Genomic DNA, 21,281 nt, shown 5'->3' with positions numbered 1-21,281 from the left:
TCCCGGCGCGGCCATCTCTTCGATATCCCTTGAACCCTTTCGGCCATCGATAGGGTTGTGCTTCACTTTCGATCTTCTTCGCGGGGATCTTCGGATATAAAGCCGCTCCAGTCAAGAAGAAGTGGGCCGGATCCGCCGGGACCTGAATTTCGGAAGCCTTGCTCCCGGCCGCGGTCCCGATGGAGCATGACGCCCGATGGCGCCGCCCTGTGCGGCCCGGCTCCGATTGCGGTTGACGGGGCCCGCCCGGCCGGGGATGATTATGAATAACAGCATCCCGATTTTGCGGGCGCGGATCCTGGCGTTCCCCATCCGCGGGCAGTGAACCCATCCGGAGGGAAAACAACCATGAACATCCCGGGCCGATTCCCGCTTCTGTTTCCATGGACCCTGGCGCTCCTGTACTGCGCCCTCCCGGCCGCCGCGTCGGAGTGCGTGGATTGCCACGCCACGACCTCGCCCGGCATCGTCAACGACTGGAAGATCAGCCGGCACGGGGCGATCGGGCTGGATTGCGCCGCCTGCCACGGAAACCTGCACCATTCGGCGGCCGACGCGGCCCTGGCCCGGATCCCCGGGCCCGAAACCTGCGCCCCCTGCCATGCCGAACGCGTCCGGCAGTACAAAGCGGGAAAGCATGCCCTCGCCTGGGCGGCGATGAAGTCCATGCCCACGATGCATTGGCAGCCGGCCGGGGCCACCGAGGGTGTGAAGGGCTGCGGGGGATGCCATAAGATCGGAGTGAAAACCGAGGACGACCTCCGGCTGATCAAACAGGACTCCCCCGGGTTCGGCACCGCGTCCTGCGACGCCTGTCACACGAGGCACACTTTTTCGGTCGTGGAAGCGCGGCAGCCGCAGGCCTGCCGGACCTGCCACATGGGCTTCGACCACGCGCAATGGGAGATGTATTCGGCCTCCAAGCACGGCGTGCGCTTGCTGCTGAAACAGGGCGGCGTGCTGCCGGATACCGCTGCGGCGCCGGCGTGCCAGACCTGCCACATGCCGGAGGGCAATCACGAGGTGCGCACCGCCTGGGGCTTCCTCGGCCTTCGCTTCCCCATGCCGGAGGACCCTCAATGGGAGGAGGACGTTTCCACCATCCTGCAGGCGCTCCATATCCTGGGGGAGGATAAAAACACCACCAGCCGCCTGCTGGTAGTCCAGGGCGCCCAGATGGCGCGCCTCAACCGGGAGGAATGGCAGCGGGAAAGGGACCGGATGCTGGCCGCGTGCAGCCGGTGCCACAGCGGGAATTTTGCCCGGGGCGAGCTGGCCAAGGGCGATTTCATGATACGCGAAGCCGATCGCGTGATGGCGGAGGCGATCCGGACCGTCGCGGCGCTTTACCGGGACGGCATCCTGGAAAAGCCTGAAAGCTACGAGTTTGCGTTCCCCGACCTGTTCGCCTTTCACGATGCCCCCACCCCGATCGAACAGAAGCTCTTCATCATGTTCCAGCAGCATCGGATGCGCGCGTTTCAGGGTGCGTTCCACGCCAACCCCGATTACGCCTTCTGGTATGGATGGAGCGAATTGAAGCAGAGCCTGACCGAAATCCAATACCTAGGTGATGTCCTGCGAAAAAACCGCCGGACGGAAACGCCGGCCGCAGGGGGCCGATGACTGGAAAGGAGACACGTGGGCGAGAACCTGGCTGCGAAAATCCTCGAGGCGCACCTGGTGCAGGGGGAACTGAAACCGGGATCCGAGATCGCGATCCGGATCGATCACGCCCTGCTGCAGGACGCCACGGGTACCATGGCGATGCTGGAGTTCATGGCCCTGGGGGCCGAACGGGTGGGCATCGAGCTGGCGGCGCAGTACATCGACCACAACCTGCTTCAGACCGACAACCGGAACGCCGACGATCACGCTTTCCTGACGACGGCGGCGCAGCGTTTCGGCCTCCACCTTTCCCGGGCGGGGAACGGAGTCTCGCACCAGGTGCACCTGGAACGCTTCGGCGTCCCGGGCAGGATCCTGCTCGGCGCCGATTCCCACACCCCGACGGCGGCCGGCCTCGGGATGCTGGCCATCGGCGCCGGCGGCCTGGATGTGGCGATCGCCATGGCGGGGCACCCGTTCCATCTCGCCTGCCCGGCGATCTGGGGGATCCGGCTCACCGGAAGGCTCCAGCCCTGGGTATCGGGAAAGGACGTGATCCTGGAGATGCTCCGCCGCCATACGGTCGAGGGGGGGCTCGGGAAGATCATCGAGTATTACGGGCCCGGCGTGGAAACCCTGTCGGCCACCGATCGCGGCACCATCGGCAACATGGGCGCCGAACTCGGGGCCACCTCTTCGCTCTTTCCTTCCGACCGCCGGACCCGGGAGTTCCTGGAGTCCGAGGGGCGGGGTTCCGCCTGGCAGCCGCTCGCCGCCGACCCGGATGCCGCCTACGACGAGTACGACGAGATCGACCTCTCGCGGGTGGAGCCCCTGATCGCCCGCCCTTCCTCCCCCGGCAACGTCGTGCCCGTCGCCGAGGCGGCGGGCACCCCGGTCGACCAGGTGATCATCGGGAGTTCGGTCAATTCCTCCTTTCGCGACCTGATGACCGTCTGCCGGATCCTGGAGGGAAGGCGCATCGCGCCCCGCATCTCCCTGAACATCAACCCGGGGAGCCGGCAGGTGCTCGAGAACGTCGCGGCCCGGGGGGGCGTGCTGATGCTGCTGCGGGCCGGAGCCCAGATTCACCAGCCCGGCTGCCTCGGGTGCATAGGCATGGGGCAGGCGCCGGGGACGGGCCAGGTGTCCCTGCGGACCTTCCCCCGGAACTTCCCCGGCCGCAGCGGCACCCGGGACGACCGGGTGTATCTCTGCTCGCCGGAAACCGCGGCGGCGGCCGCTCTCTTCGGCCGGATCACCGATCCGCGCAAACTCGGGGAGCTGCTGCCGTGGCCGGCGGTGACGAACCCGGAAAGATATCTCCTGGACGACGCGGGCATCCTGTTCCCGCTCCCGCCGGAACAGGCCGCGCGGGTGGAGGTGGTGACAGGCCCGAATATCGTCCCGCTCCCGCGGTTCGACGAGCTTCCGGAGGAGCTAGAGGCTTCCGTAATCCTGAAAGTGGGCGACGACATCTCCACCGATACCATCATGCCGGCCGGGAACCGGGTCTTGCCGTTGCGCAGCAATATCCCCGCCATCAGCAGGTTCGTCTTCGAGCCGCTCGACCCCGGATTCGCGGAGCGGGCGCGGACCCGGGCGAACGGGGTGGTGATCGGGGGGGAGAACTACGGCCAGGGGTCGTCGCGGGAGCACGCGGCCCTCGCCCCCCGCTGCCTGGGGATCCGGGCTAAGATCGCCAAGAGCATCGCCCGCATCCACAAGGCCAACCTGGTCAACTTCGGCATCCTGCCGCTGACGTTCAGGAATCCCTCGGACTACGACCTCGTACGCCAGGACGATACGGTCCTGTTCCCGGGGGTGAGACATCTCGTCGCCGCGGGGGCGTCCGAGATCCCGGTCAGGATCGGCGGGCGGGAAATCGTCGCGATCCTGGACGTCTCCGATCGCGACCGGCGGAAACTCCTGGCCGGGGGCGCGCTCAATTTCGTGAAGCACGCGGGCGCCCGGAACACGTAACCGCCTTTTCCGGACCGATCACCGCCACCGGGAAATATCGGCCCGGCATTGGGAAGGGGCAGGTCCAATACTTGATGGCGTCACTTCCTGCGGTTATATTTGGGGAGCGAATCCGGCCGCCCGGACGAAAAGGGCGGGGGATCCTTCACATCCTCAGGGCCAATGATGCGGCAATCCATGTCCCCGCGACGAAAAACCAGGAAAGCAGAACCGCCCCACGTCCATTTTTCGCGTTTCGTCGCTCTCGACTTCGAAACGGCCGACTATGGCCGCGACAGCGCGTGCGCGGTCGGGGTGGTGGTGGTCGAAAACGGGAGGATCGTCAGGCAATTCTCGGGACTCATCCGGCCGCCGCGCCGTTGCTTCCGGTTTACCTGGCTGCACGGTATCGGCTGGGAAGATGTCGCCGACAAACCCGACTTCGGCGAGCTCTGGGCGGAAATTGCGCCGCTTTTCGAAGGAGCCGATTTTATCGCCGCGCACAATGCCGCCTTCGACCGGGGCGTGCTTGACGAATGCTGCAACAGACACGGCAGGAAGCCGCCCGATGCCAGGTACCTCTGCACCATGCGTCTCGCACGCAACCTCTGGGACATCAGGCCCACGAGACTCTCCGATGTGTGCGGCCGGTTCGGCATCGACCTGCAGCACCACGATGCCGCATCCGATGCGCTCGCGTGCGCGAAGATCGTCCTGCGGGCGGAAGGGTCGGGGGTGCCGGAAGCGGCGTTTTTGAAGACGGGGAGGAAACGGATTGCCGTGTGAGGATTCCAACTGTTTCCATAAGCGGGGAACCATGGCAATCGACAAAAGCTTCGTCGACTTCATCGTCGACCAACTCGAAGATGCGGGTACCATCACCTGCCGCAAGATGTTCGGCGAATATGCGCTCTACAGCGACGGAAAGGTGGTGGCGCTCGTGTGCGACAGCCGGCTCTTCGTCAAGCCGACCGAAGCCGGGAGACGATACGTCGGCGATGTCGTGGAGGCTGCGGCGTATCTGGGGGCGAAGCCGAGCTTTCTCATCGAGGAGAAGATCGAGGACCGCGAATGGCTCAGTGAGCTGATCCGTATTACCGCCGGGGCGCTGCCGGCGCCGAAGGCGAAGAAGGGGAAGCGGCGATCGCCCGATCGCTGAATCGGAAATCGCTTTTTGGCCACACCGTCCACCGTTTACCCATCAACCGCCCCCTTCGCTGCCCGGGAACGGTCTCCCTCCGCCCGACGACGTAACCGCGCTTGGGAGAGTACGACCGCCCGGACGGCTGCAGGCCGACGGCTGAAAGCCTAGAGGGCAAAGGCGTTGTCGATGTGCAGGATGGCTTCGTCGATTTCCTCTCTGCTTTTCATGCCGACGACCACGGCATCGACGAGGTTCGACTGCAGCACCCACGTCAGGGATTTCCTGCGTTCCTCGACGGTTCTGAATTGGCCCTGGCCGATCAGCTTCATGCCGATGATGCCGTGATCCTTTTTCCTCATGACTTTGAGCTGTTCGACCACCGCGGAGACGTCGGCCGGTCCGCTCATCCCGAATCCCATCCGGCCCCCTGTGTCCATATTGACGCCCTGAGGATTGATGCGCACGAGGTTGACATCGACCCACGGGAGCTCCGCCGCCCTTTTCAGCGCCGCAAGCGAATGGCAGGATACGCCGTGCGCGCGGATGATGTTTTTTTGTCTGGCTTCCTCCAGTCCGTCCTGCAGGGCCTTGGTCTGTTCGACCCAGTCGGGCGCGATCTGGCAATGAATCAACACCGTGTCGATGTAATCCACATCCAGTTCCCTGCGGAAGCGGTCCAGGGTCTCCAGGGCCGACGCCTGCCTGCCCGCGGCCCCGAATCCGCCCCGGCCGCCGAATCCCGAAGTGGTCGGGATCTTGGACTGGATATAGAGCTTTTCCCGGGGTATCCCCTTTATGGCCTCGCGCACCCACGTGTGGGTCTGATAGGTGTCGCTCGTATCGATATAGGTGATCCCTCTGTCGTAGGCGTACCGTATCAGGGCGTTGAATCTATCGTGCCCGAGACCTCTTTGCACGCTGCCGCTGATTGTGCCGGTGCCGATGCCGAGCCGGCTCAGCTTCATGCCGGTTTTGCCCAGCGCAACCTGGTCCGTCGCCGTTTTCCTTGCCTGGAGGGCAAAACCGGCGGCCTGACAGGTCATGGCGGCTCCGGCCAGCGCGGCCGCTCCGCGCACAAACTCCCGCCGCGTGATCCTGGTTCCGCTCATGATGGGTTTCTCCGGATAGATCATATCATAGGGGATTACGGGTCCTGCGTTTCCAGTTCAGAGTTTCGTGAGGGACGTGGAGCGGGTGCCGCAGGAGACCCGCATGCGGCGGATGGGGCCGCCCGAGATCCACAACGCCGGCGGCAGGTATCCGCCGATGGGCGCGGGCCCCGTCGGATTCCCTGCTATCCCCGATGGAGCCTTTCCCGCCACCTGAGGAAAAATGTGGTCATATGCCGTGAACGGCCGTCATCATGATCTCGATCAATCCATCCGCCGGGATACGGGAGACCTCCAGGACGGCCCGGGCCGGAAAATCCGAGATGAAATACTCCTTGTAGATTTCGTTAAATGCAGGGTAGTTGTTCATATCCGTCACGAATACCTGGCATTGCACCACATCCTTCAAGGAAAAGCCGGCAGCCTCGAGGATCGCTTTTTGATTATTTAAAGCCTGACGCGCCTGGCTGGCAAAATCCTCCCCGGCCAGTTTTCCTGTCGCGGGATCAAGACCGAGCTGCCCCGAGAGGTATAGAATATTGCCGGCACGAACCGCCTGTGAGTAAGGGCCTATGGCCGCAGGGGCATCCGGGGAGGATAGGGTTTCACGGATATCGGTTTGTCTGGAACACCCGGTGAAAACAAAAATGAGCAGGGGAAACAGAAGCGTCTTTTTCATGAGCGATCTCCTTGTTTTACAGGGGCATGATCGTCAGGCGGCAGTCCCTGACCGATCGGCTCCGGCCGCCTGCAGTAGAAAAAATGGATGTTTTTGTCATCTTTTAGGGATACGTATACAGGGAATTCATGTCAACCTCTAAAGCGGCGCCGGTCCGGAGCCCAATGCTTGCATCAGGGGGGGATCATGCAGGGATCGTCTGGCAACAAGGTCGAAAACCAGGACAGAAGAACGTTTTTCAAGCTGGCGGGGCTGGCGGCGGCCGGGGGCGTCATCGGACTTGATAATGCATGTCTTGCGTCAGAACAAAGGGTACCGGTTATCGACGCCGCCCTTCCCGAGAAGAGTTTCTGGAAAAGGGTACAGGCGCAGTTTGCCCTCGATCCCGACCAGGTCTACATGAATATCGGCACCACGGGTGCCATGCCCATAGGCGTCATCGATCATTATGACCGATACAACAGGGTGATTGCACGGCACCCGATGGGTTTTGCCGATGAACTGGGCTGGGAATTCGGGCTCAGTAAGCAGCGAGAAAAGCTGGGGAGGCAATTCGGCTGCACAAAAGATGAGATCGCGTTTACGCGCAACACCACGGACGGCCTGAATACCGTCCTTTTCGGGCTTCCGTTTGAAGAAAATGACGAAATCCTGATCACGCACCACGAACACGTGTCTGCTCTTTCACCCCTTCAGGTGCTCAAGGACCGGTTCGGGGTTGTTTTGAGGGAGGTAGAGATACCGGTCCTTGATCTCGAGAACGGGGGCCAGGTGGTTGAGGCCTTCGATAAAGAGATTACCCCCAAATGCAGGGCCCTGCTCTTTTCCCATATTCCCTATAAGACAGGAGTCAGACTCCCGGCCCGGGCCCTATGCAACCTGGCCCGGGAAAAGGGGTTGATCTCCATTATCGATGGCGCCCACACGGCGGGTATGGTGGAACTCGATTTCAGGGGGATCGGGTGTGATTTTTACGCCGCCTCCGGTCATAAATGGCAATGCGGGCCGGGTGCTACGGGCATACTTTATTTGAGAAATCACGGCGACAGGCTTCCCCTGCTCTGGCCTCAGAACAGCTGTTTATATCCCTATGTCTCGCAGCCCATAAACAATGACCGGTCGAAGATGAGCGATTTTTCCAGCCAGTTCGGGCTCCGCGGACAGGAAAACTACCCTGCCATGCAGGCCCTGCTCGATGCCTGCGATCTATGGGAAGAGATAGGCCGTGAGCGTATCGAGCAATACGTCTGCGGGTTGAGTTCCTACCTGAAAAGGAGCATCAGGCAGGCATTTGGCGATTCCGCGCTGCTGTTTTCCCCGGACATACCGGAACTCACATCCGGACTGACGTCCTTCAATCCGTTCAAGGATGTGCAGGATCAGAAAAAGATCGAGGATTTTGTCGACCGCCTCAAGAGAGAAACCGGTTACGTGATCCGGTCTACCGAATTTCATCTGCATAAGGAAGACACAAAGAATACCCATGCCTTGAGGATATCCACTCACCTGTTTCACGATCATGCGCAGATTGATGGTGTGGTGGACGCCATGCTCCGGCTGTATGAAATGATGCGATAAGGAGAGAGCAGGGTTTGTTTATCCGAAGGATTGCGGTTGCCCTGGTGAGGCCATCCTGATCGTACGGCTCAGCGACATTGACGTCAAAACGCGTCTCCAGTATCCTGTCCATAAGGAATACGGAGACCTGACGATGTCGAATGTGGTTCAGAAAGAAGAAGCCCACAAACTTGTTGACCGCCTCCCAGACGACGCGACGTGGGATGATCTGATGCACGAGATCTACGTGCGGGAGAGCATAGAACGCGGACTGGCAGACAGCCGGTCCGGCCGTACGAAAAGCGTGCAGGATGTCCGCTCGAAGTACGGTTTGCCTGAATGATAGTCCACTGGACAGACACCGCGCAAGATCACCTCGACGCCATCTATGCGTATATCGCAAAGGATTCGCCTGAGTACGCACTGCGGATGGTCGCTCGCCTCACTCGCCGTTCCCAGCAAATTGCCGATGCCCCTCTCTCCGGTCGGCGTGTGCCGGAGTACGACATGGATCAGATCCGCCAGGTCATCGAGATACCGTACCGGATCATCTACCATATTAGGGCGGATCAGATCGACGTCATCGCTGTGCTTCACGGGTCGCGAAATGTGCTAGGCGCCAGCAAGGAAGAAGATTGAGCCGAAGATCCGCATAAACCAGGGAATTACAGGGTTTGGTAAGATTTAGGCAAGCGCTCGGGAGAACCGGTGAGTCTGGCCCGAACCGGTGAAGGCCCCCGTCCGGGAGCGGCTTTTCCGCCTCGGCCGCGGGGGCATGAGCGATGCCGGCAAAACCCGCCGCCTCAAACCTCCGCCCGAGACCTTCACGGGCGAAGCCGTCATGAAACGCACCGGGGTTGGACCCCGCGTGAAGCAGCCCCCCCTCGGCTTCCAGGTCCGCAACGGCGCACCACCCGTCGGGTGTCCCATCCGGCGTCATGCGCACTGAAATCCTGATTTTCCACGACACCTTCCCCGGCTGGGATCTTCCCCGCGTCGAAGCCGACGAGGCCCATGCCTGGTATGCGCGTGGCCATAGTCACAGGAAGCCCTCTGTCGGCAGGAATTTGCTTGGTAAAACGGAAAACATGCGTATATGGTAGATCGTAATATGGTTGTGTATGCGACAGAGGTAAAAGAATCAGGATATCGGAGGGTAGAGTCGCTATGAAAAACGGAAGGTTGCTTTTTTCCCTGTTGGCTGTCGCGGTTTTGACCATCCCCTTGCAAGCTTTGGCCCAGCCCGGTGGCGGGAGCGCCAATGTCGAATTGACCGCCAAACGAGAGGCAGGCAGCGGGCCGTCGACGGGAGTTGCCGGGAAGTGGATCGCCAAGGAAGGCAGCAACGACGTGAAGCTGGACATCAAGGTCGATGGGTCGAAACTGTCGGGCACCATTGAAAACACCCAGTTCCCCGGACCGATCGCGTTCAAGGACGGCAAGCTGGAAGGAAACACCATCGCCTTCAGCTACATGCGTTCGTTTGGCGGCCAGGAAATGCCCATATCGTGGACGGGAACGCTTTCGGGCGATGAACTCAAGCTGAAGCGCAGCGTCGGCGGTGGAATGCCCGGCGGGGGACGTTGATCCCTTCGGGAAGCATACGGAATTTTTGAGGCAGAAAAGCAAGCGACGGCTGCCGCCGGCGGGCTCGCGCCGACTATCCTTCAACGAAGGGTCCCGGAAAGAGACAACATGAAACGGCAACTGGAGAACAGGACGGCCATCGTCACCGGGGCCGGCTCGGGGATCGGGCGTGCCATAGCGAATAGATTCGCCGGGGAAGGGGCACGCGTGGTCATCGCCGAAATCAGGGCCGACACGGGGAAAAGCGCGGAAGAGGAGATCCGGAAGGCGGGTTACCAGGCCCTGTTCGTAGAGACCGACATCTCCGATTCCGGACAGGTCCAAAGGATGGTCGGGAAAGCGGTCCGGGAATTCGGCCCGGTGGACATCCTGGTCAACAATGCCGGGATCCTGGTAAAGAAGTCGATCCTCGACATGACCGAGGAGGACTGGGACCGGGTGCTCGACACGAATCTCAAGGGCGCATTCCTCTGCATCAAGCATACGGTCGGGCCCATGATCGAACGCAAAAAGGGGAAGATCATCAATATCGCGTCGATGGGCGCCAGGATCGGTCTCCACGATGACTGCGGGTATTGCGCCTCCAAGGGCGGCATCATCAGCCTGACCACCTCGCTGGGGATCGATCTCGCCCCGCTGGGAATCAACGTGAACGCGATAGGCCCCGGAATCATCGACACCCCGATGGTGAACGACGTGGCCACGCAGGGGGAGGATTTCATCCGGAACGGGATCGCGAAAACGCCGAGGGGCGTCATCGGCAAACCGGGGGATATCGCCGCCACCGCCCTTTTCCTGGCATCCGACGAATCCGATTTTATCGTGGGACAGACCTTTTTTGTCGACGGCGGGTTTATCTCGGTCTAGGGCCGGGCGTCAGGCCGGGCCTCGTGAACGGGGGGATCCCTTCACCCGAAAAGGGAAGAATCCAGAATGGCGACCATAGAGGAATACCGGAGTTACGGAAAGGAAATCGAGGATCTCCTGAGGCTGGATTCTTTTCCGATCGCGGTGAAGATGATCCGGACGGAGGGGGAGATCCCGGCGGACGCCGTCAGGCCCAAGAGAGACCGCCGTCAGCACCTGGCCCAGTGCCAGGCCTTTTCCCTCTCGCGCCGCGACGGGGAAACGGTGGCCATGCTCAAAGAGGACCACTGGTGTTACGCCCCCGTGATCGGTTACGGGCTGGTGGAGCAGCCGGAATTCTTCAGGAAGGGCGGATTATACAACCCGGAGCTCGGGGAGGACCCGGAGATTCTCGAGGCGCTGGGCGGCACCGGCAGCAAGTTCCTCGGCCATTTTCTGGAGAAGCCGGAACTGGCGAAGAACATGACGTTCCCCTGCCTCGAGGCCGGAAAGTACATCGGCTGCCTCACCGCGCCCCTGCGCCGGACCGGCTTCGAGCCCGACGCGGTCTTCATCTATGCGAACAACGCCCAGTTGCGCAACATCCTGATGGCGGTCAAATTCAAGGAAGGGGTGCACGTAGTCTCCGAATTCGATCCCATCGACTCCTGCATCTATTCCCTCGTGCCCCTCCTCGAGGGCGGGAAGGACTATAGCATCACCCTCCCCGACCCGGGGGAGCAGGAGCGGGCCCTGACCGACGAAAACAAGATCATTTTCTCGCTGACGAAAGACAAGGTGAAAATCGTGGCGGAAGGCCTGCGCCATTACGACGAGATCAAGCTCGGCCATACCCATTTGACCAGGCTCATGCAGGCCGATTTCGAGCAGCCCGAATTTTATCGCCTGCTGTTCAAGCGGTGGGGGATCACGGAGTAGGCGGGCGTCCCTCCCGGAGAGCGTCACCCAAGGAGGGACAGGGCGTCCCGGTAGGTTTTTTCCGCCTCCTGGAACGCCTTCTCGTCCCTTGCCAGGAATTTCTCCCTGCCGTCCGCGTAAGCCGGGAGATACCACTCCATTTCCTCGAGGTTGCGGGTCACGAGGGGCAACTGCTGGTAGGGGATGGAGAAGAGAAACTGTCCCGGCTTGAAAGCCTCCTTTGCCCTGGCGCCGAAGGTCGTTCCCGTGATCATGTAATTCGTCTTGCCGGTCAGGAAGGGATACACGAAGATCCAGGAGCACCCGAGGGCGGGCGTCAGCTTCGATTCCACGGGGTCCCCGGTGGAATAACTCATCGCCCTGATGAGGATTTCCGCCTGTGTCACGTCGGTGTTCAGGATCAGCAGGTCCGGCTCGAAGCCCAGCTTCTCCAGGGTGGAAAAGAGGACAAAATGGACCACTCCTCTTCGGAACATGGGCGCGTGCCGGAAGAGGGCGTTGTTGGCGCGGTCTTCCTGGTAGATGCCGAATTTGGGACCCACCAGCCCCCCTTCCACCGGGACTTCCAGGTCCACCATCCCCAGGGCCACCTTGCCGACGCAGCACTCGTTCTCCTTCGTGATGTAGAAGGGTTCGTTGCGTACCCGGGCCTCCGTGATCATTTCGCACAGCGACAGACTCCGGTCCAGCCGCCCGATCCCTTCATCCGGTCTGGGAAGAAGGAATTTCACGGCCACCGGCGCGTACTCGAAATGGAATTTTTCGTAGATCGACAGATCCTGTGACAACGCTCTCATCCCGTACCTCCTGGAGTGCATCGATGAATGGATAACCGGGATTATATAGCAGAATCGGGCCGCGATCGTCACCGGTCGATTCCAATTTGATTTTCCCGGACGATCGTATACGATCGCATCACCGTCTGCTATGGGAAAGGGCGGACAACCGCCCGAGACAGTCTACGGGAGGTCCGGATGAAACCATTCAAATGCTGCGCCCGAATCCTCGCCCTGTGCGCCCTTCTCGGGGCGAACGGCGCCGTCGCCCAGAACCCGCTGGTCCTGGACCAGTTCACCGCCGATCCGACCGCGCGGGTGTTCGAAGGCATCGTCTATGTCTATCCCTCCCACGATATCCCGGCAAGCCCGGGGAGGGGGCGGGCCAACTGGTTCGTCATGGAGGACTACCACGTGTTCTCTTCCGAAAACCTGACGGACTGGAAGGATCACGGGGTCATCCTGACCCAGACCGACGTTCCGTGGCTGGGGCGCGAATCGTTCGATATGTGGGCCCCCGACTGCGTTTTCAAAAACGGGAAATATTATTTCTATTTCCCCGCCGGGGGCCGGATCGGGGTCGCCGTGGCGGACCGGCCTTTCGGCCCCTTCAAGCCGGAGCCGCAGGCCATCGACGGGGCGCGCGGAATCGACCCCTGCGTGCTCATCGACAAGGATGGCACGGCCTACCTGTACTATTCCATGAACGCCATATTCGTGGCCAGACTGAAAGACAACATGGTGGAGCTCGATTCCCCCGTGCAGCGGATCGAAAACCTGCCGACCAATGGACTCGTGGAAGGGCCCTTCGTTTTCGAACGCAACGGCACCTATTACCTGACCTATCCTCACGAGGTGGACGGCGCCGAGAGGCTGGAATACGCGACCGCGAGCAGCCCGATGGGGCCTTTCGAACCGAAAGGGGTGATCATGGACCGGTCCGCCAGCGGGTGCTGGACCAATCACCACTCCATCGTGGAATACCGGGGCCGGTGGTACCTGTTCTATCACGACCAGGACCTGTCCCCGGAATTCGACAAGAACCGGTCCATGAGGGCGGACTTTCTCTATTTCGAGGAGGACGGCGCCATCCGGAAGGTGATCCCGACCCATCGGGGCGTCGGGATTTCCGATGCCCTCAGGGAAATCCAGATCGACAGGTACAGCGCCGTCAGCCCGGCAGGGACGTCGGTGGCCTTCGTGAATCCCGAGCGGAAGCGGGACGGGTGGAAAGCGGTCCTGGCGGCCCCGGAGGCATGGGTGCAATACGACAGGGTGGACTTCGGGGCGGGGAAGGTGCGCAGCGTCACGGCCAGGACATTGTCGTTGACCGGCGGGCGCGTCGAAATCCGGCTGGACGGGAAGGACGGGCCGCTCCTCGCCGAGGTGGATGTGGCGAAGGGGGCGGACTGGGGCGCGGTCAGGGCTCCCGTTTCCGGGAGCCCTGCCGGGGTCCACAACCTGTTTGTCCTTCTCGAGGAAGGAACGAACGTCGAGATCGACTGGATCCGGTTCGAATGATCCGGGTCAGTCCTTGGGGGCCACGTCGCGCACATCGATAAGCCAGCGGCCGTCGACCCGCACGAGGTCGTTGACTTCACGGCCCGCGGAGGTGACTCCCCTGTCCGACAACGCTCCCATCCAGTAGGCATGGAAGCGGGCGCGGTCCTGGCCGATGAATTCGATGTGGGGGTTCGTCACGACGTGGTAGAGGCGTCCCGCGGGAGCGTCGCCCTGGTTCGCAGCTGCCCTGGCCTCCCCGGACCCCGCTATCATGTTCTTCAGCGCATCGTGCCCCTTGACGCTCATGTTGACTCCCTTGAACTCCCCTTCGGGCGTAAACAGGGCCGCATAGCGCTCCGCGTCCCCCGAGTCGAGCGCCTGGATGTAGTCCCACATCAACTGTTCGATCGCGACGCGGTCCTCGATGCGCGCCGGGTCCTTTCCCGCCGTGCATGAGGATGCAAGAATCAAGGCTGCGAGTGCCGCCGTCGGGAAAACCAAAAGCCGCAATCTGTCCATATCCGCTCCTTTGTCAAGTTTTCTGCACTGAATACCGGTGAGTCGATGATGTGCGCCGATCGCCATGATCTTCGACCAAAAGGCGCTCACAGTCAAGCCGGCGCCTTTGCAGTCGACCGCAGGCACCCGGCGGAAGAGCGGAGGCGTCCGGTCCCGGCGGCCCTTCAGGCTACGCGTCCGCCCGTCACCGTGGCCTTGCCAAAGTTTTTGCGGCGGGCGAAGAAAATCTGCTCGCAGAATGTGGTCAACGACATCTTTTTGTCTTCCGCAAATTCAAAGGTATAAACGGCCGGTTTTTCCAGGGCGGTCCCGTCGCGCATATAGCCGAGGAAATCGTAGTCGAAGCCCACGACCCTGGGATAGCCTGAAAGCTCGGCGTGATTCACGAGGTAATGGCGCTGGAACGTCACCAGCTGTTTGATCAGCCCGGGATCGATCGGGGCGAAGGCGTCGTGCAGAAAGTCCTCGATGACATCAAATACGTGCGCGCTTTGTCCGCGGGCGTGAATGTTGATGACGGTGCGATGAATCAGATTGACGCCGAAAATGTCTACTCCGGCAATCCTGGGATGCTGGATCTCCCCTTCGCGCATCCATTTACTGAAATAGTGACGCGTATCGGCGAGTTCCCTGGCCAGGAACGCATCGCGCTGGATGTACGCATGGAGGCGCTCATAGAAGGTACTGTATTCGATGCCATACCTGTCGAATAGAAAACGACACAGGAAGGTTGTGATGCCGCTTATGTGGAAGGTGTTCATCAGCCAACTAAACAGCATGGCTTCCAGCATGATGTCCCTGGGCATGGCGGAGGTCGCCACGACGACCTTGACGCCTTCGCGCAATCCATCGAGGTTGTTGGCTCCATCGAGGTAGTCATAAACCGTGACGGCCTCCAGTCCATATTCCGCGCGCTGCGTCAGGTTCATCTCCGCATTTTCCAGCAACTGTGCCTGATATACCGTGATTCCGGTGTGATTGCCGGCCTTGAACAATTTCCAGAAATTCTCCTTCCACGTGTCCAAAGTTTCCCCCGGCAAGCCGAGAATGAGTTCGGTGTAGAGCGGAATGCCCTCCCGCTCACACATCCTGAAAACCTCGCTGATTTCATTGATCGCGAGGTTCCTGCGTTTGACGGCCCGCAGTGTGACGTCATTCAGGCTCTGTACGCTCAAATTCAATCCCACCCTGCCGGTTCCCCCCGAAATCAGTGTCTTCACGATATCGATGACTGCAGGCCTCTGATTCTTCGCCCAACTGATGGTATAACTGTTCGGGTAACCGTACCTGGCCTGTACTTCGACCAGCCTTTGCGCGATGGCCTGGTCGCGATCGGGAAACAGGCCAAAGTTGGCATCGGCGATATTGAGGAATCCGCACCGGTTGCGGCCGATCCATTCGAGTTCAGCCAGAACCCGTTCGAGGTCGAATTTCTTGACCTTGTTATGGGTCAGGCTTCCCCAGTCGCAAAACGTGCAGCGATAGGGGCAACCCCGGTTCGTCTCCAGCGTAGTGTTCCAGGTGACATCCGGGTTTGCCTGCAGGATCCTGTCGAAGTAACCCATGAGGTAGGGACTGGGGATATCGTCGAGATCGTCGATGCGCAGGGGGTTGCCCGTGTCCAGCAATCGGCCCCGGCGGTTGACCAGAAGGCCTGGGATGCGTCCCGGGTCGGAACCGGTGAGAAACGATTCCAGCACGCGCTTGAAGGAAATCTCGCCCTCATGCTTGACCATGATGTCGATAAAGGGCCATTTCCTGAAAAATTCCGGTTCCCCAATCGCGGGTTCCGGTCCGCCAAACAGGATCTTGATGTGCGGGTGCAGTTCTTTCAGCCTGCGGGCAAGAGTGTAACTGTAGTTGCGGTTCCACACATGGCAGCTGAAGCCGACTACATCGGCGGTTTCCAATTTTTCAACCGCCGCGTCGATGGAATCCCGTCGCCAGAGCATCTGGCCCAAGTCGTAATGGTCGGCGATTTCGGGGAATTGATGGGCGTAGGACCAGAGTATGCCGACGCTGTAGGGTAGATAGTGAGCGTTGAATTTCTTGGGCCCCTGCTGGAAGTTGACATCCACCAGGCTGACTGTTTTTTTCATTGCCGTCACGGACGATCAGGGCATCGCGGCCGTCACCGACTCGAGCGTCAGGGGCGCCGTCGTGCCGTCCCCGCGACGCAGGGCCGTGAACCCCGCCTCATACAGCATGGTGCGGCACGCCGCCATGTCGCGGCCGCGGTGGCCGCTTGTGTCGGCGGCCATGTCGCGCGGGTTGGCCCCCGTCTCGGCGTAGACGGCGTTCGCCCCGGATACCAGGCCGATCAGGTTGGGCTCGTGAACCGCGATGCTCTGCGTCCCGGTGCGGCCGAGTGCGGCCAGGGCAATCACGGCCACGATCTGGGCCAGCCGCAGTTCGGTAATCTGCCCCCGGTCGGCCAGCGGTGAACCCGGCAGGTAGACCCGCCGCATGGCCGCGTGCTGAAAGCATCCGAAGTCGACGGCGAGGAACATCTGTTCGACCAGTTCCTCCCCCGTGTGCTCCGGCCCGATCGGCTCGCAGCAACAGTAGAAATCGAGGCCTGCCTCCCGAATGACCCTGAAGGTGGATAGACGGGCCTCCGGATCGAGGTCTGTGTCCGTGCCTTCCCGCAGCCGGCGCACGTGATACGCGCCGCTGACCCCGGCTGCCTTGAGTTCGCCGGCCTGGGACGCATCGAAGTCGCCGATGTTGACCACGATACGTGTGTGCGCCGGGACGGCGCGCCGGGCCGCGGCGATGGTCTCCAGCAGATCATCGAAGCGGAAGTCGTGCATCGTCATGAGGAACAGGGCATAGAGGTCCCTGCCGCCGGCGAAGGAGCGGGCCCTGGCGGCGACCTCCTCCGGCGTCAGCCTGGTTTCGGGAAGCCGGGTGTGGTGCTTGCCGAATGCGCAGAATCGGCAGTTGCCGGGGCACGGTGCGGTGGAGACGCCGATCTGTCCCATCAGCAAGGCCTCGTTGTGGAAACGACGCCGCGAGGCGGCCTGCGCGACGGTGCGAACCAGGCCCGCTTCCAGGGAAGCTTCGTGGAAGCCGAGGAGAAACAGGGCTTCATGGCGGTCGATCCGCTCACCGGCCAGGCCCTTCTCCAGTATGGAAATCAGGCGCCTGTTCCGCCTAAAGGTGTCCATGTCCTTTCCCCCTGTAAACCCCTCCGTCGGGCCTCCGTCCGGGGGTGTCCTGTGCCGCATGGATGGCAGGGAGGCCGCTTCAGCGGTCCAGGCAGCACTTCTTGTACTTCAATCCGCTGCCGCACGGACAGGGCGAGTTGCGCCCCAGGCGCCTGGGGCGCCGCTGCATCTCCCGTGCCATGGCGGCTGCGCGCGCGGACAGGTTCTGGTTGAAGACCTGCGACAGCATCGCGTACAATTCCGGGTGTTTGCGCTCCAGGATCCCCGGACGCTCGAAGAAGTATTCGCTGGCGACGGCGAAGAACTCGGCTTCGCTTGTGAGCCCGTAGGCATCGATGTCCGATTTGCCTCTCTCGATCTCGTTCATCTTGCGCCGCACCAGCTCGATCCACGGGCCGATCGCATCCCGCTGGAGCCCCACGGAGGGAATTCCGTCGACGGAGCCGTCCGATTTGTCCACCAGGTGGGCGAACTCGTGGAACCCCACGTTGCGCTTGTCCCGGGAATCGCGGAAGCCGTTCAGGAGGTCGGGCCGGGAGAGGATCATCATCCGGTTCATCGCGCCGGTGCCGACCATGCCGAGCGTGTGCCGCCGATCGCCGTCGAACGCGTACTCATCGTCAAACCGATCGGGATAGACCAGGACTTCGCTGATCTGGTCCCACTCCCACTCGGGGAACCCGAAGATCGGGATGATGGCGCTGGCCGCGACCAGAACCCGGGTTCGGGTATCCAGCCGGAGCTTGATTCCGGTGATGCGCTTCTCGCCGAGAAAGAGCTGCAGTTCGCGGCGGAAACGCTGCCGGTCCTCCGGTTCGAGAGCCCGGAAGAAAACGACTTCGCTCTGCAGGACCGTTTCCCATTCGGGGGGGAACGGCCGGGCCAGAATCGCTTTGCGACGCCGGATCTTGCGAGTGAGGAACGCATGGACCAGGAGCGCGGCCAGGGCCGACAGCGGAATCAAAACCCACAGCGGGATACCCGTGCGCGCCAGGACGAGCGAAAACAGCAGGAATACCATCAGAAACAGCGCCGAGAACAGGACGGCGGTGCGGGCGACTCTTTTTTCCCAAACCGTGGAGAGCGCCTGTCGTTTTATCATCATCCTCGGATTCAAATCTCTCCCCGCTTTCACCGGCGGGATTTTCCGTTTGTGCAGGCTGGGATATCAGAGGGGTCTTTTTCAATCAGCCTGCGGCGCCGCCTTCCACGATAAACACCCGTGCGTCGGAAATCGATGCTAGTCTCCCCGATCTTCGGCTGGAATGCCTGCATTGTCAAGATGGCGGCTTCACTTGTTTTCATGGATTCATCAAAAATTGGATCGTATTCCCATGAAGACACGACACGCCGGGACCCGTCGACCTCGTGAAGGGAGCACAACCCAGAACTTCCATGCCGGATACCGTCATGGGCGGTGCCATGGGATTTGGAAGAAGAATGGGGCCGCCGGACCGAGGAAATGGGTGGGAACCTCAACGATGAAAGCCCCGGAGCGAGGGACCCGGTCCCTTGCAGGACCGGGCCGCCCCCGTCGCCCCGGCAGCCGACCTGCCCAGCAATATTATGACGGTGTGTTAAAAATCCGTGTTGATCGGCCCGATCTTCGGTTAAAATGCCCCCATGGTCAAGAGGATGCATTCCCAGCCTGCATGATGGGGATCACCGGAAGAGGGGAGGGGGAAGGGAATACGGGCTTCAGGATGGAAAGGGCAGCTGATTCTGACTATCCTGCTGAAATGGTTGGAGTTGCGATGATTTTTGCGAGATCCGACCGTGGGCTGTCAGGAGCTTAGGCCTCAATATTTCCCCGATCGGGATGGAGAAAAAACGAGGGTGATGCGTCGGCATCCAGCTCCAGCTGCGACTTTAGTGGCGGGGATCGATCTCTCGGGTTTACATGCTTGGTATTTAATTTCTCTTTGAAGGAGGATCAGGAATGAAACGGCATTTGATGATTGCTGCGATAGGGGCCCTCTGCATCGGCCTGTTTTGCAGCCTGCCTGCTTTGACTCAGGCACAGGGGAAAAAGGCGGCCTCGACCGCCGAGAAGATCACCGTGCTCAATCCGATGGGAACACCGCCGCCGATAACGGCAAAGCAGATGGCCCAGCCGCTGTCCACGCTGGACGGCAAAACGCTCTACCTGGTCAACACGGGTTTTCCCAACACGGAACGCCTGATGGAAGAATACAAGAAGTGGTTCCAGGCCAACTACCCCAAGACCACCATCGTGGACCAGAGAACCGGCATGAGCAACCTCACGCCGGCACTGAAGAAGGAACTGCAGGAGAAGGCGGATGCGGTGATCTTCGCCCTCGGGCATTGAAGTGTCTGCGCGCCCGGGGCGGTTCGCCTCGCAATCGAAGTTCAGTCAGATCTGAAAAAACCGGCGGTGCCCGTTCTCCTGTCGGAGTTTGAAGAACAGGAAACCGAAGTGGCCATGCTGGCCGGCATGCCCAATGTCCGGATTCACTATATCCGTGGTCCGATCTGGGCAAAAACGAACGAACAGATCAAAAAGCAGGTCATCGAGGGGAAGAGCCCGGTTACGGGGAAGCCCGCCATGGCCGAGATGGTGGAGATGCTTACCAAACCCCTGACCGCCGAAGAGAAGAAAACGGGGGAACTCAGAAGAGACAGGGGCCCGGCCACGTATACCGGCACGGCGGATGAGCTGCAGAAATTGTACCTGGAAAAGAGATACACCGATTTCATGCCGATCATTCTTCCGACCGAAGAAAAGGTCGAGGATATGCTGAAAGGTACCAGCCACGCACCCGATGAAGTGGTCGGCCGCATGAATCCCGGATCCGACGCCGGCGATACCTGGACCTATACGGTCAAGGATTGTGCCGTCAATGCGGTCATGGCGGGAGCCAAGCCGGAATATTTCCCGCTCATCCTGGCCATAGCATCGGGCAACCAGACATCCATCAATATCTCCGATAATGGTTTCGCATCCGCCGCCGTGGTGAACGGCAGAATCCGCGACGAAATCGGGCTCAACTACGATGTCGGCGCCGTGGGACCCTATGCCCACGCGAATGTCGCGATCGGAAGGGCCTGGAACCTCATTTCCATAAACGGCGGAAACTGCGGAAAGATCGGCACGACCTACATGGGCACCGTCGGCAACGCGCAGAACGCCCTCGCCACCATCATTGCCGAAAATGAAGAGGCCTCTCCTTTCGAGCCGTTCGCCGTCAGGAGATCCAACTCGCGGGCCGGCAGCGGTTACGGTTTCGGCAACGCCCCGGGCGGCGCCTCCCCCAAGTACAAGAGAGGCGACAATGTCGTCACCTTGCTGAGCGGATGGGGCGTTCTTTCCGCGGCGAACTGGAAGGTCAACGCCTGGCAGTCGCTCATGGACTATCCCAAGATCATCAAGGGCATCTATGAACAGCAGAATCCCGGTCTGTTCGGGACCTTCATCATCCTGAGTCCGCCGATCGCCAATTTCGTCAAGGACGCCGGATTCGACACGGTGGAAGCCCTGAACAAGTACGTCACGCAGCCGGACCCGGCGGCCAAGGCCGCGGCTCCGGCGGCGAAGCCCGGAGGCCGCGGCGGCTTTGGCATGATGGGGGGCGGCATCGACCTCATCGTCACCGGGGCGTCCAACAACAACTACTGGATGGCCGGCGGCCTGAGACCCGGCCAGGCGATCGACATCGACAAGTGGCGGTAGGCAGTCGTTAATCGTCAGTCGTTCAGTCGGCAGCGGGTTGTACGGCCCGCTGCCGACTTTTTTTGGTGCGCCCGGCAGGGCGCACTCCTGATATGGAACGACCTGTCAAGTAATGGGCATTAAACCCTATAGAGCTTTTGCCTTTCCGGTGAAGCAGAGCAGGCGGCAGTCGAGACTGCTTTTGCGACGGT

General features: G+C 61.1%; 20 protein-coding genes. 13 read left to right on the top strand and 7 right to left on the bottom strand.

Annotated elements, in window-relative coordinates; all coding sequences use genetic code 11:
* The first annotated feature begins 348 nt into the window (after positions 1–348).
* From GXY47_00365 to GXY47_00350, 4 genes are all read left to right on the top strand, one after another.
* Positions 349–1,626: a cytochrome C gene (locus GXY47_00365; GenBank protein NLV29578.1), complete on the top strand. Its 1,278-nt coding sequence runs from the start codon at positions 349–351 to the stop codon at positions 1,624–1,626.
* Positions 1,627–1,641: 15 nt separating this feature from the next.
* Entirely contained in the window at positions 1,642–3,591 is a 1,950-nt protein-coding gene (locus GXY47_00360) for an aconitate hydratase (GenBank protein NLV29577.1), read from the top strand.
* 177 nt (positions 3,592–3,768) lie between these two features.
* Positions 3,769–4,356 (top strand): 3'-5' exonuclease, encoded by a 588-nt coding sequence (locus tag GXY47_00355; protein NLV29576.1) that lies wholly within the window; start codon positions 3,769–3,771, stop codon positions 4,354–4,356.
* Between the two features lie 31 nt (positions 4,357–4,387).
* Positions 4,388–4,729, top strand: a complete 342-nt coding sequence (locus GXY47_00350) for a TfoX/Sxy family protein (protein ID NLV29575.1) — start codon at positions 4,388–4,390, stop codon at positions 4,727–4,729.
* 149 nt (positions 4,730–4,878) lie between these two features.
* Here GXY47_00350 and GXY47_00345 read toward each other — a convergent pair whose 3' ends face one another.
* Positions 4,879–5,823, bottom strand: coding sequence for an aldo/keto reductase (locus GXY47_00345; GenBank protein NLV29574.1), 945 nt, complete (start codon positions 5,821–5,823; stop codon positions 4,879–4,881).
* A gap of 229 nt (positions 5,824–6,052) precedes the next feature.
* Positions 6,053–6,436, bottom strand: coding sequence for a reactive intermediate/imine deaminase (locus GXY47_00340; GenBank protein ID NLV29573.1), 384 nt, complete (start codon positions 6,434–6,436; stop codon positions 6,053–6,055).
* A 252-nt stretch (positions 6,437–6,688) separates the two neighbouring features.
* Between GXY47_00340 and GXY47_00335 the strand changes: the two genes are divergently transcribed.
* The 6 genes from GXY47_00335 to GXY47_00310 all read left to right on the top strand — a co-directional run bounded on the left by GXY47_00335 (position 6,689) and on the right by GXY47_00310 (position 11,431).
* Complete coding sequence (locus tag GXY47_00335; protein ID NLV29572.1) at positions 6,689–8,080, top strand: aminotransferase class V-fold PLP-dependent enzyme; 1,392 nt, start codon at positions 6,689–6,691, stop codon at positions 8,078–8,080.
* A 133-nt stretch (positions 8,081–8,213) separates the two neighbouring features.
* Positions 8,214–8,402, top strand: a complete 189-nt coding sequence (locus GXY47_00330) for a hypothetical protein (GenBank protein NLV29571.1) — start codon at positions 8,214–8,216, stop codon at positions 8,400–8,402.
* The gene (locus GXY47_00325) at positions 8,399–8,698 is read left to right on the top strand and encodes a type II toxin-antitoxin system RelE/ParE family toxin (protein ID NLV29570.1); all 300 of its coding nucleotides are present in this window, start codon (positions 8,399–8,401) and stop codon (positions 8,696–8,698) included. The genes GXY47_00330 and GXY47_00325 overlap by 4 nt, the downstream gene beginning before the upstream one ends.
* A 528-nt stretch (positions 8,699–9,226) precedes the next feature.
* Entirely contained in the window at positions 9,227–9,646 is a 420-nt protein-coding gene (locus GXY47_00320; protein ID NLV29569.1) for a hypothetical protein, read from the top strand.
* A 108-nt stretch (positions 9,647–9,754) separates the two neighbouring features.
* Positions 9,755–10,513 carry a 3-oxoacyl-ACP reductase FabG gene (locus GXY47_00315; protein ID NLV29568.1) on the top strand — a complete coding sequence of 253 codons (759 nt, stop codon included), beginning with the start codon at positions 9,755–9,757 and terminating at the stop codon, positions 10,511–10,513.
* 66 nt (positions 10,514–10,579) lie between these two features.
* Positions 10,580–11,431, top strand: a complete 852-nt coding sequence (locus GXY47_00310) for a DUF169 domain-containing protein (GenBank protein NLV29567.1) — start codon at positions 10,580–10,582, stop codon at positions 11,429–11,431.
* A 23-nt stretch (positions 11,432–11,454) separates the two neighbouring features.
* Here GXY47_00310 and GXY47_00305 read toward each other — a convergent pair whose 3' ends face one another.
* A complete protein-coding gene (locus GXY47_00305; GenBank protein NLV29566.1) occupies positions 11,455–12,228 on the bottom strand; it encodes a DUF169 domain-containing protein in 774 nt (257 codons plus the stop codon).
* Positions 12,229–12,405: 177 nt separating this feature from the next.
* Here GXY47_00305 and GXY47_00300 point away from each other — a divergent pair, with 177 nt between their 5' ends.
* The gene (locus GXY47_00300; GenBank protein ID NLV29565.1) at positions 12,406–13,728 is read left to right on the top strand and encodes a family 43 glycosylhydrolase; all 1,323 of its coding nucleotides are present in this window, start codon (positions 12,406–12,408) and stop codon (positions 13,726–13,728) included.
* 6 nt (positions 13,729–13,734) lie between these two features.
* Here GXY47_00300 and GXY47_00295 read toward each other — a convergent pair whose 3' ends face one another.
* The 4 genes from GXY47_00295 to GXY47_00280 form a co-directional block, all read right to left on the bottom strand.
* Positions 13,735–14,229: a nuclear transport factor 2 family protein gene (locus GXY47_00295; protein ID NLV29564.1), complete on the bottom strand. Its 495-nt coding sequence runs from the start codon at positions 14,227–14,229 to the stop codon at positions 13,735–13,737.
* Positions 14,230–14,393: 164 nt separating this feature from the next.
* Positions 14,394–16,337, bottom strand: a complete 1,944-nt coding sequence (locus GXY47_00290; protein NLV29563.1) for a radical SAM protein — start codon at positions 16,335–16,337, stop codon at positions 14,394–14,396.
* Positions 16,338–16,343: 6 nt separating this feature from the next.
* Positions 16,344–17,399 (bottom strand): radical SAM protein, encoded by a 1,056-nt coding sequence (locus GXY47_00285; protein ID NLV29562.1) that lies wholly within the window; start codon positions 17,397–17,399, stop codon positions 16,344–16,346.
* 79 nt (positions 17,400–17,478) lie between these two features.
* A complete protein-coding gene (locus GXY47_00280) occupies positions 17,479–18,420 on the bottom strand; it encodes a peptidase (protein ID NLV29561.1) in 942 nt (313 codons plus the stop codon).
* A gap of 918 nt (positions 18,421–19,338) precedes the next feature.
* Between GXY47_00280 and GXY47_00275 the strand changes: the two genes are divergently transcribed.
* Positions 19,339–19,728, top strand: coding sequence for a hypothetical protein (locus GXY47_00275; protein ID NLV29560.1), 390 nt, complete (start codon positions 19,339–19,341; stop codon positions 19,726–19,728).
* Between the two features lie 66 nt (positions 19,729–19,794).
* Positions 19,795–21,090 carry a hypothetical protein gene (locus tag GXY47_00270; GenBank protein ID NLV29559.1) on the top strand — a complete coding sequence of 432 codons (1,296 nt, stop codon included), beginning with the start codon at positions 19,795–19,797 and terminating at the stop codon, positions 21,088–21,090.
* Positions 21,091–21,281 lie beyond the last annotated feature (191 nt).

The organism is Acidobacteriota bacterium (genome assembly GCA_012729555.1).
Lineage (GTDB): Bacteria > Acidobacteriota > UBA6911 > UBA6911 > UBA6911 > UBA6911.
The sequence above is the reverse complement of the archived record's forward strand: the minus strand, read 5'-3'. Positions and strand labels throughout refer to the sequence as shown.

Coding starts and splice junctions, on each gene's coding strand:
- GXY47_00365 (NLV29578.1), top strand. CDS start 349: ATGAACATCCCGGGCCGATTCCCGCTTCTGTTTCCATGGACCCTGGCG.
- GXY47_00355 (NLV29576.1), top strand. CDS start 3,769: ATGTCCCCGCGACGAAAAACCAGGAAAGCAGAACCGCCCCACGTCCAT.
- GXY47_00350 (NLV29575.1), top strand. CDS start 4,388: ATGGCAATCGACAAAAGCTTCGTCGACTTCATCGTCGACCAACTCGAA.
- GXY47_00345 (NLV29574.1), bottom strand. CDS start 5,823: ATGAGCGGAACCAGGATCACGCGGCGGGAGTTTGTGCGCGGAGCGGCC.
- GXY47_00335 (NLV29572.1), top strand. CDS start 6,689: ATGCAGGGATCGTCTGGCAACAAGGTCGAAAACCAGGACAGAAGAACG.
- GXY47_00330 (NLV29571.1), top strand. CDS start 8,214: ATGTCGAATGTGGTTCAGAAAGAAGAAGCCCACAAACTTGTTGACCGC.
- GXY47_00325 (NLV29570.1), top strand. CDS start 8,399: ATGATAGTCCACTGGACAGACACCGCGCAAGATCACCTCGACGCCATC.
- GXY47_00320 (NLV29569.1), top strand. CDS start 9,227: ATGAAAAACGGAAGGTTGCTTTTTTCCCTGTTGGCTGTCGCGGTTTTG.
- GXY47_00315 (NLV29568.1), top strand. CDS start 9,755: ATGAAACGGCAACTGGAGAACAGGACGGCCATCGTCACCGGGGCCGGC.
- GXY47_00310 (NLV29567.1), top strand. CDS start 10,580: ATGGCGACCATAGAGGAATACCGGAGTTACGGAAAGGAAATCGAGGAT.
- GXY47_00305 (NLV29566.1), bottom strand. CDS start 12,228: ATGAGAGCGTTGTCACAGGATCTGTCGATCTACGAAAAATTCCATTTC.
- GXY47_00300 (NLV29565.1), top strand. CDS start 12,406: ATGAAACCATTCAAATGCTGCGCCCGAATCCTCGCCCTGTGCGCCCTT.
- GXY47_00295 (NLV29564.1), bottom strand. CDS start 14,229: ATGGACAGATTGCGGCTTTTGGTTTTCCCGACGGCGGCACTCGCAGCC.
- GXY47_00285 (NLV29562.1), bottom strand. CDS start 17,399: ATGGACACCTTTAGGCGGAACAGGCGCCTGATTTCCATACTGGAGAAG.
- GXY47_00280 (NLV29561.1), bottom strand. CDS start 18,420: ATGGTATTCCTGCTGTTTTCGCTCGTCCTGGCGCGCACGGGTATCCCG.
- GXY47_00275 (NLV29560.1), top strand. CDS start 19,339: ATGAAACGGCATTTGATGATTGCTGCGATAGGGGCCCTCTGCATCGGC.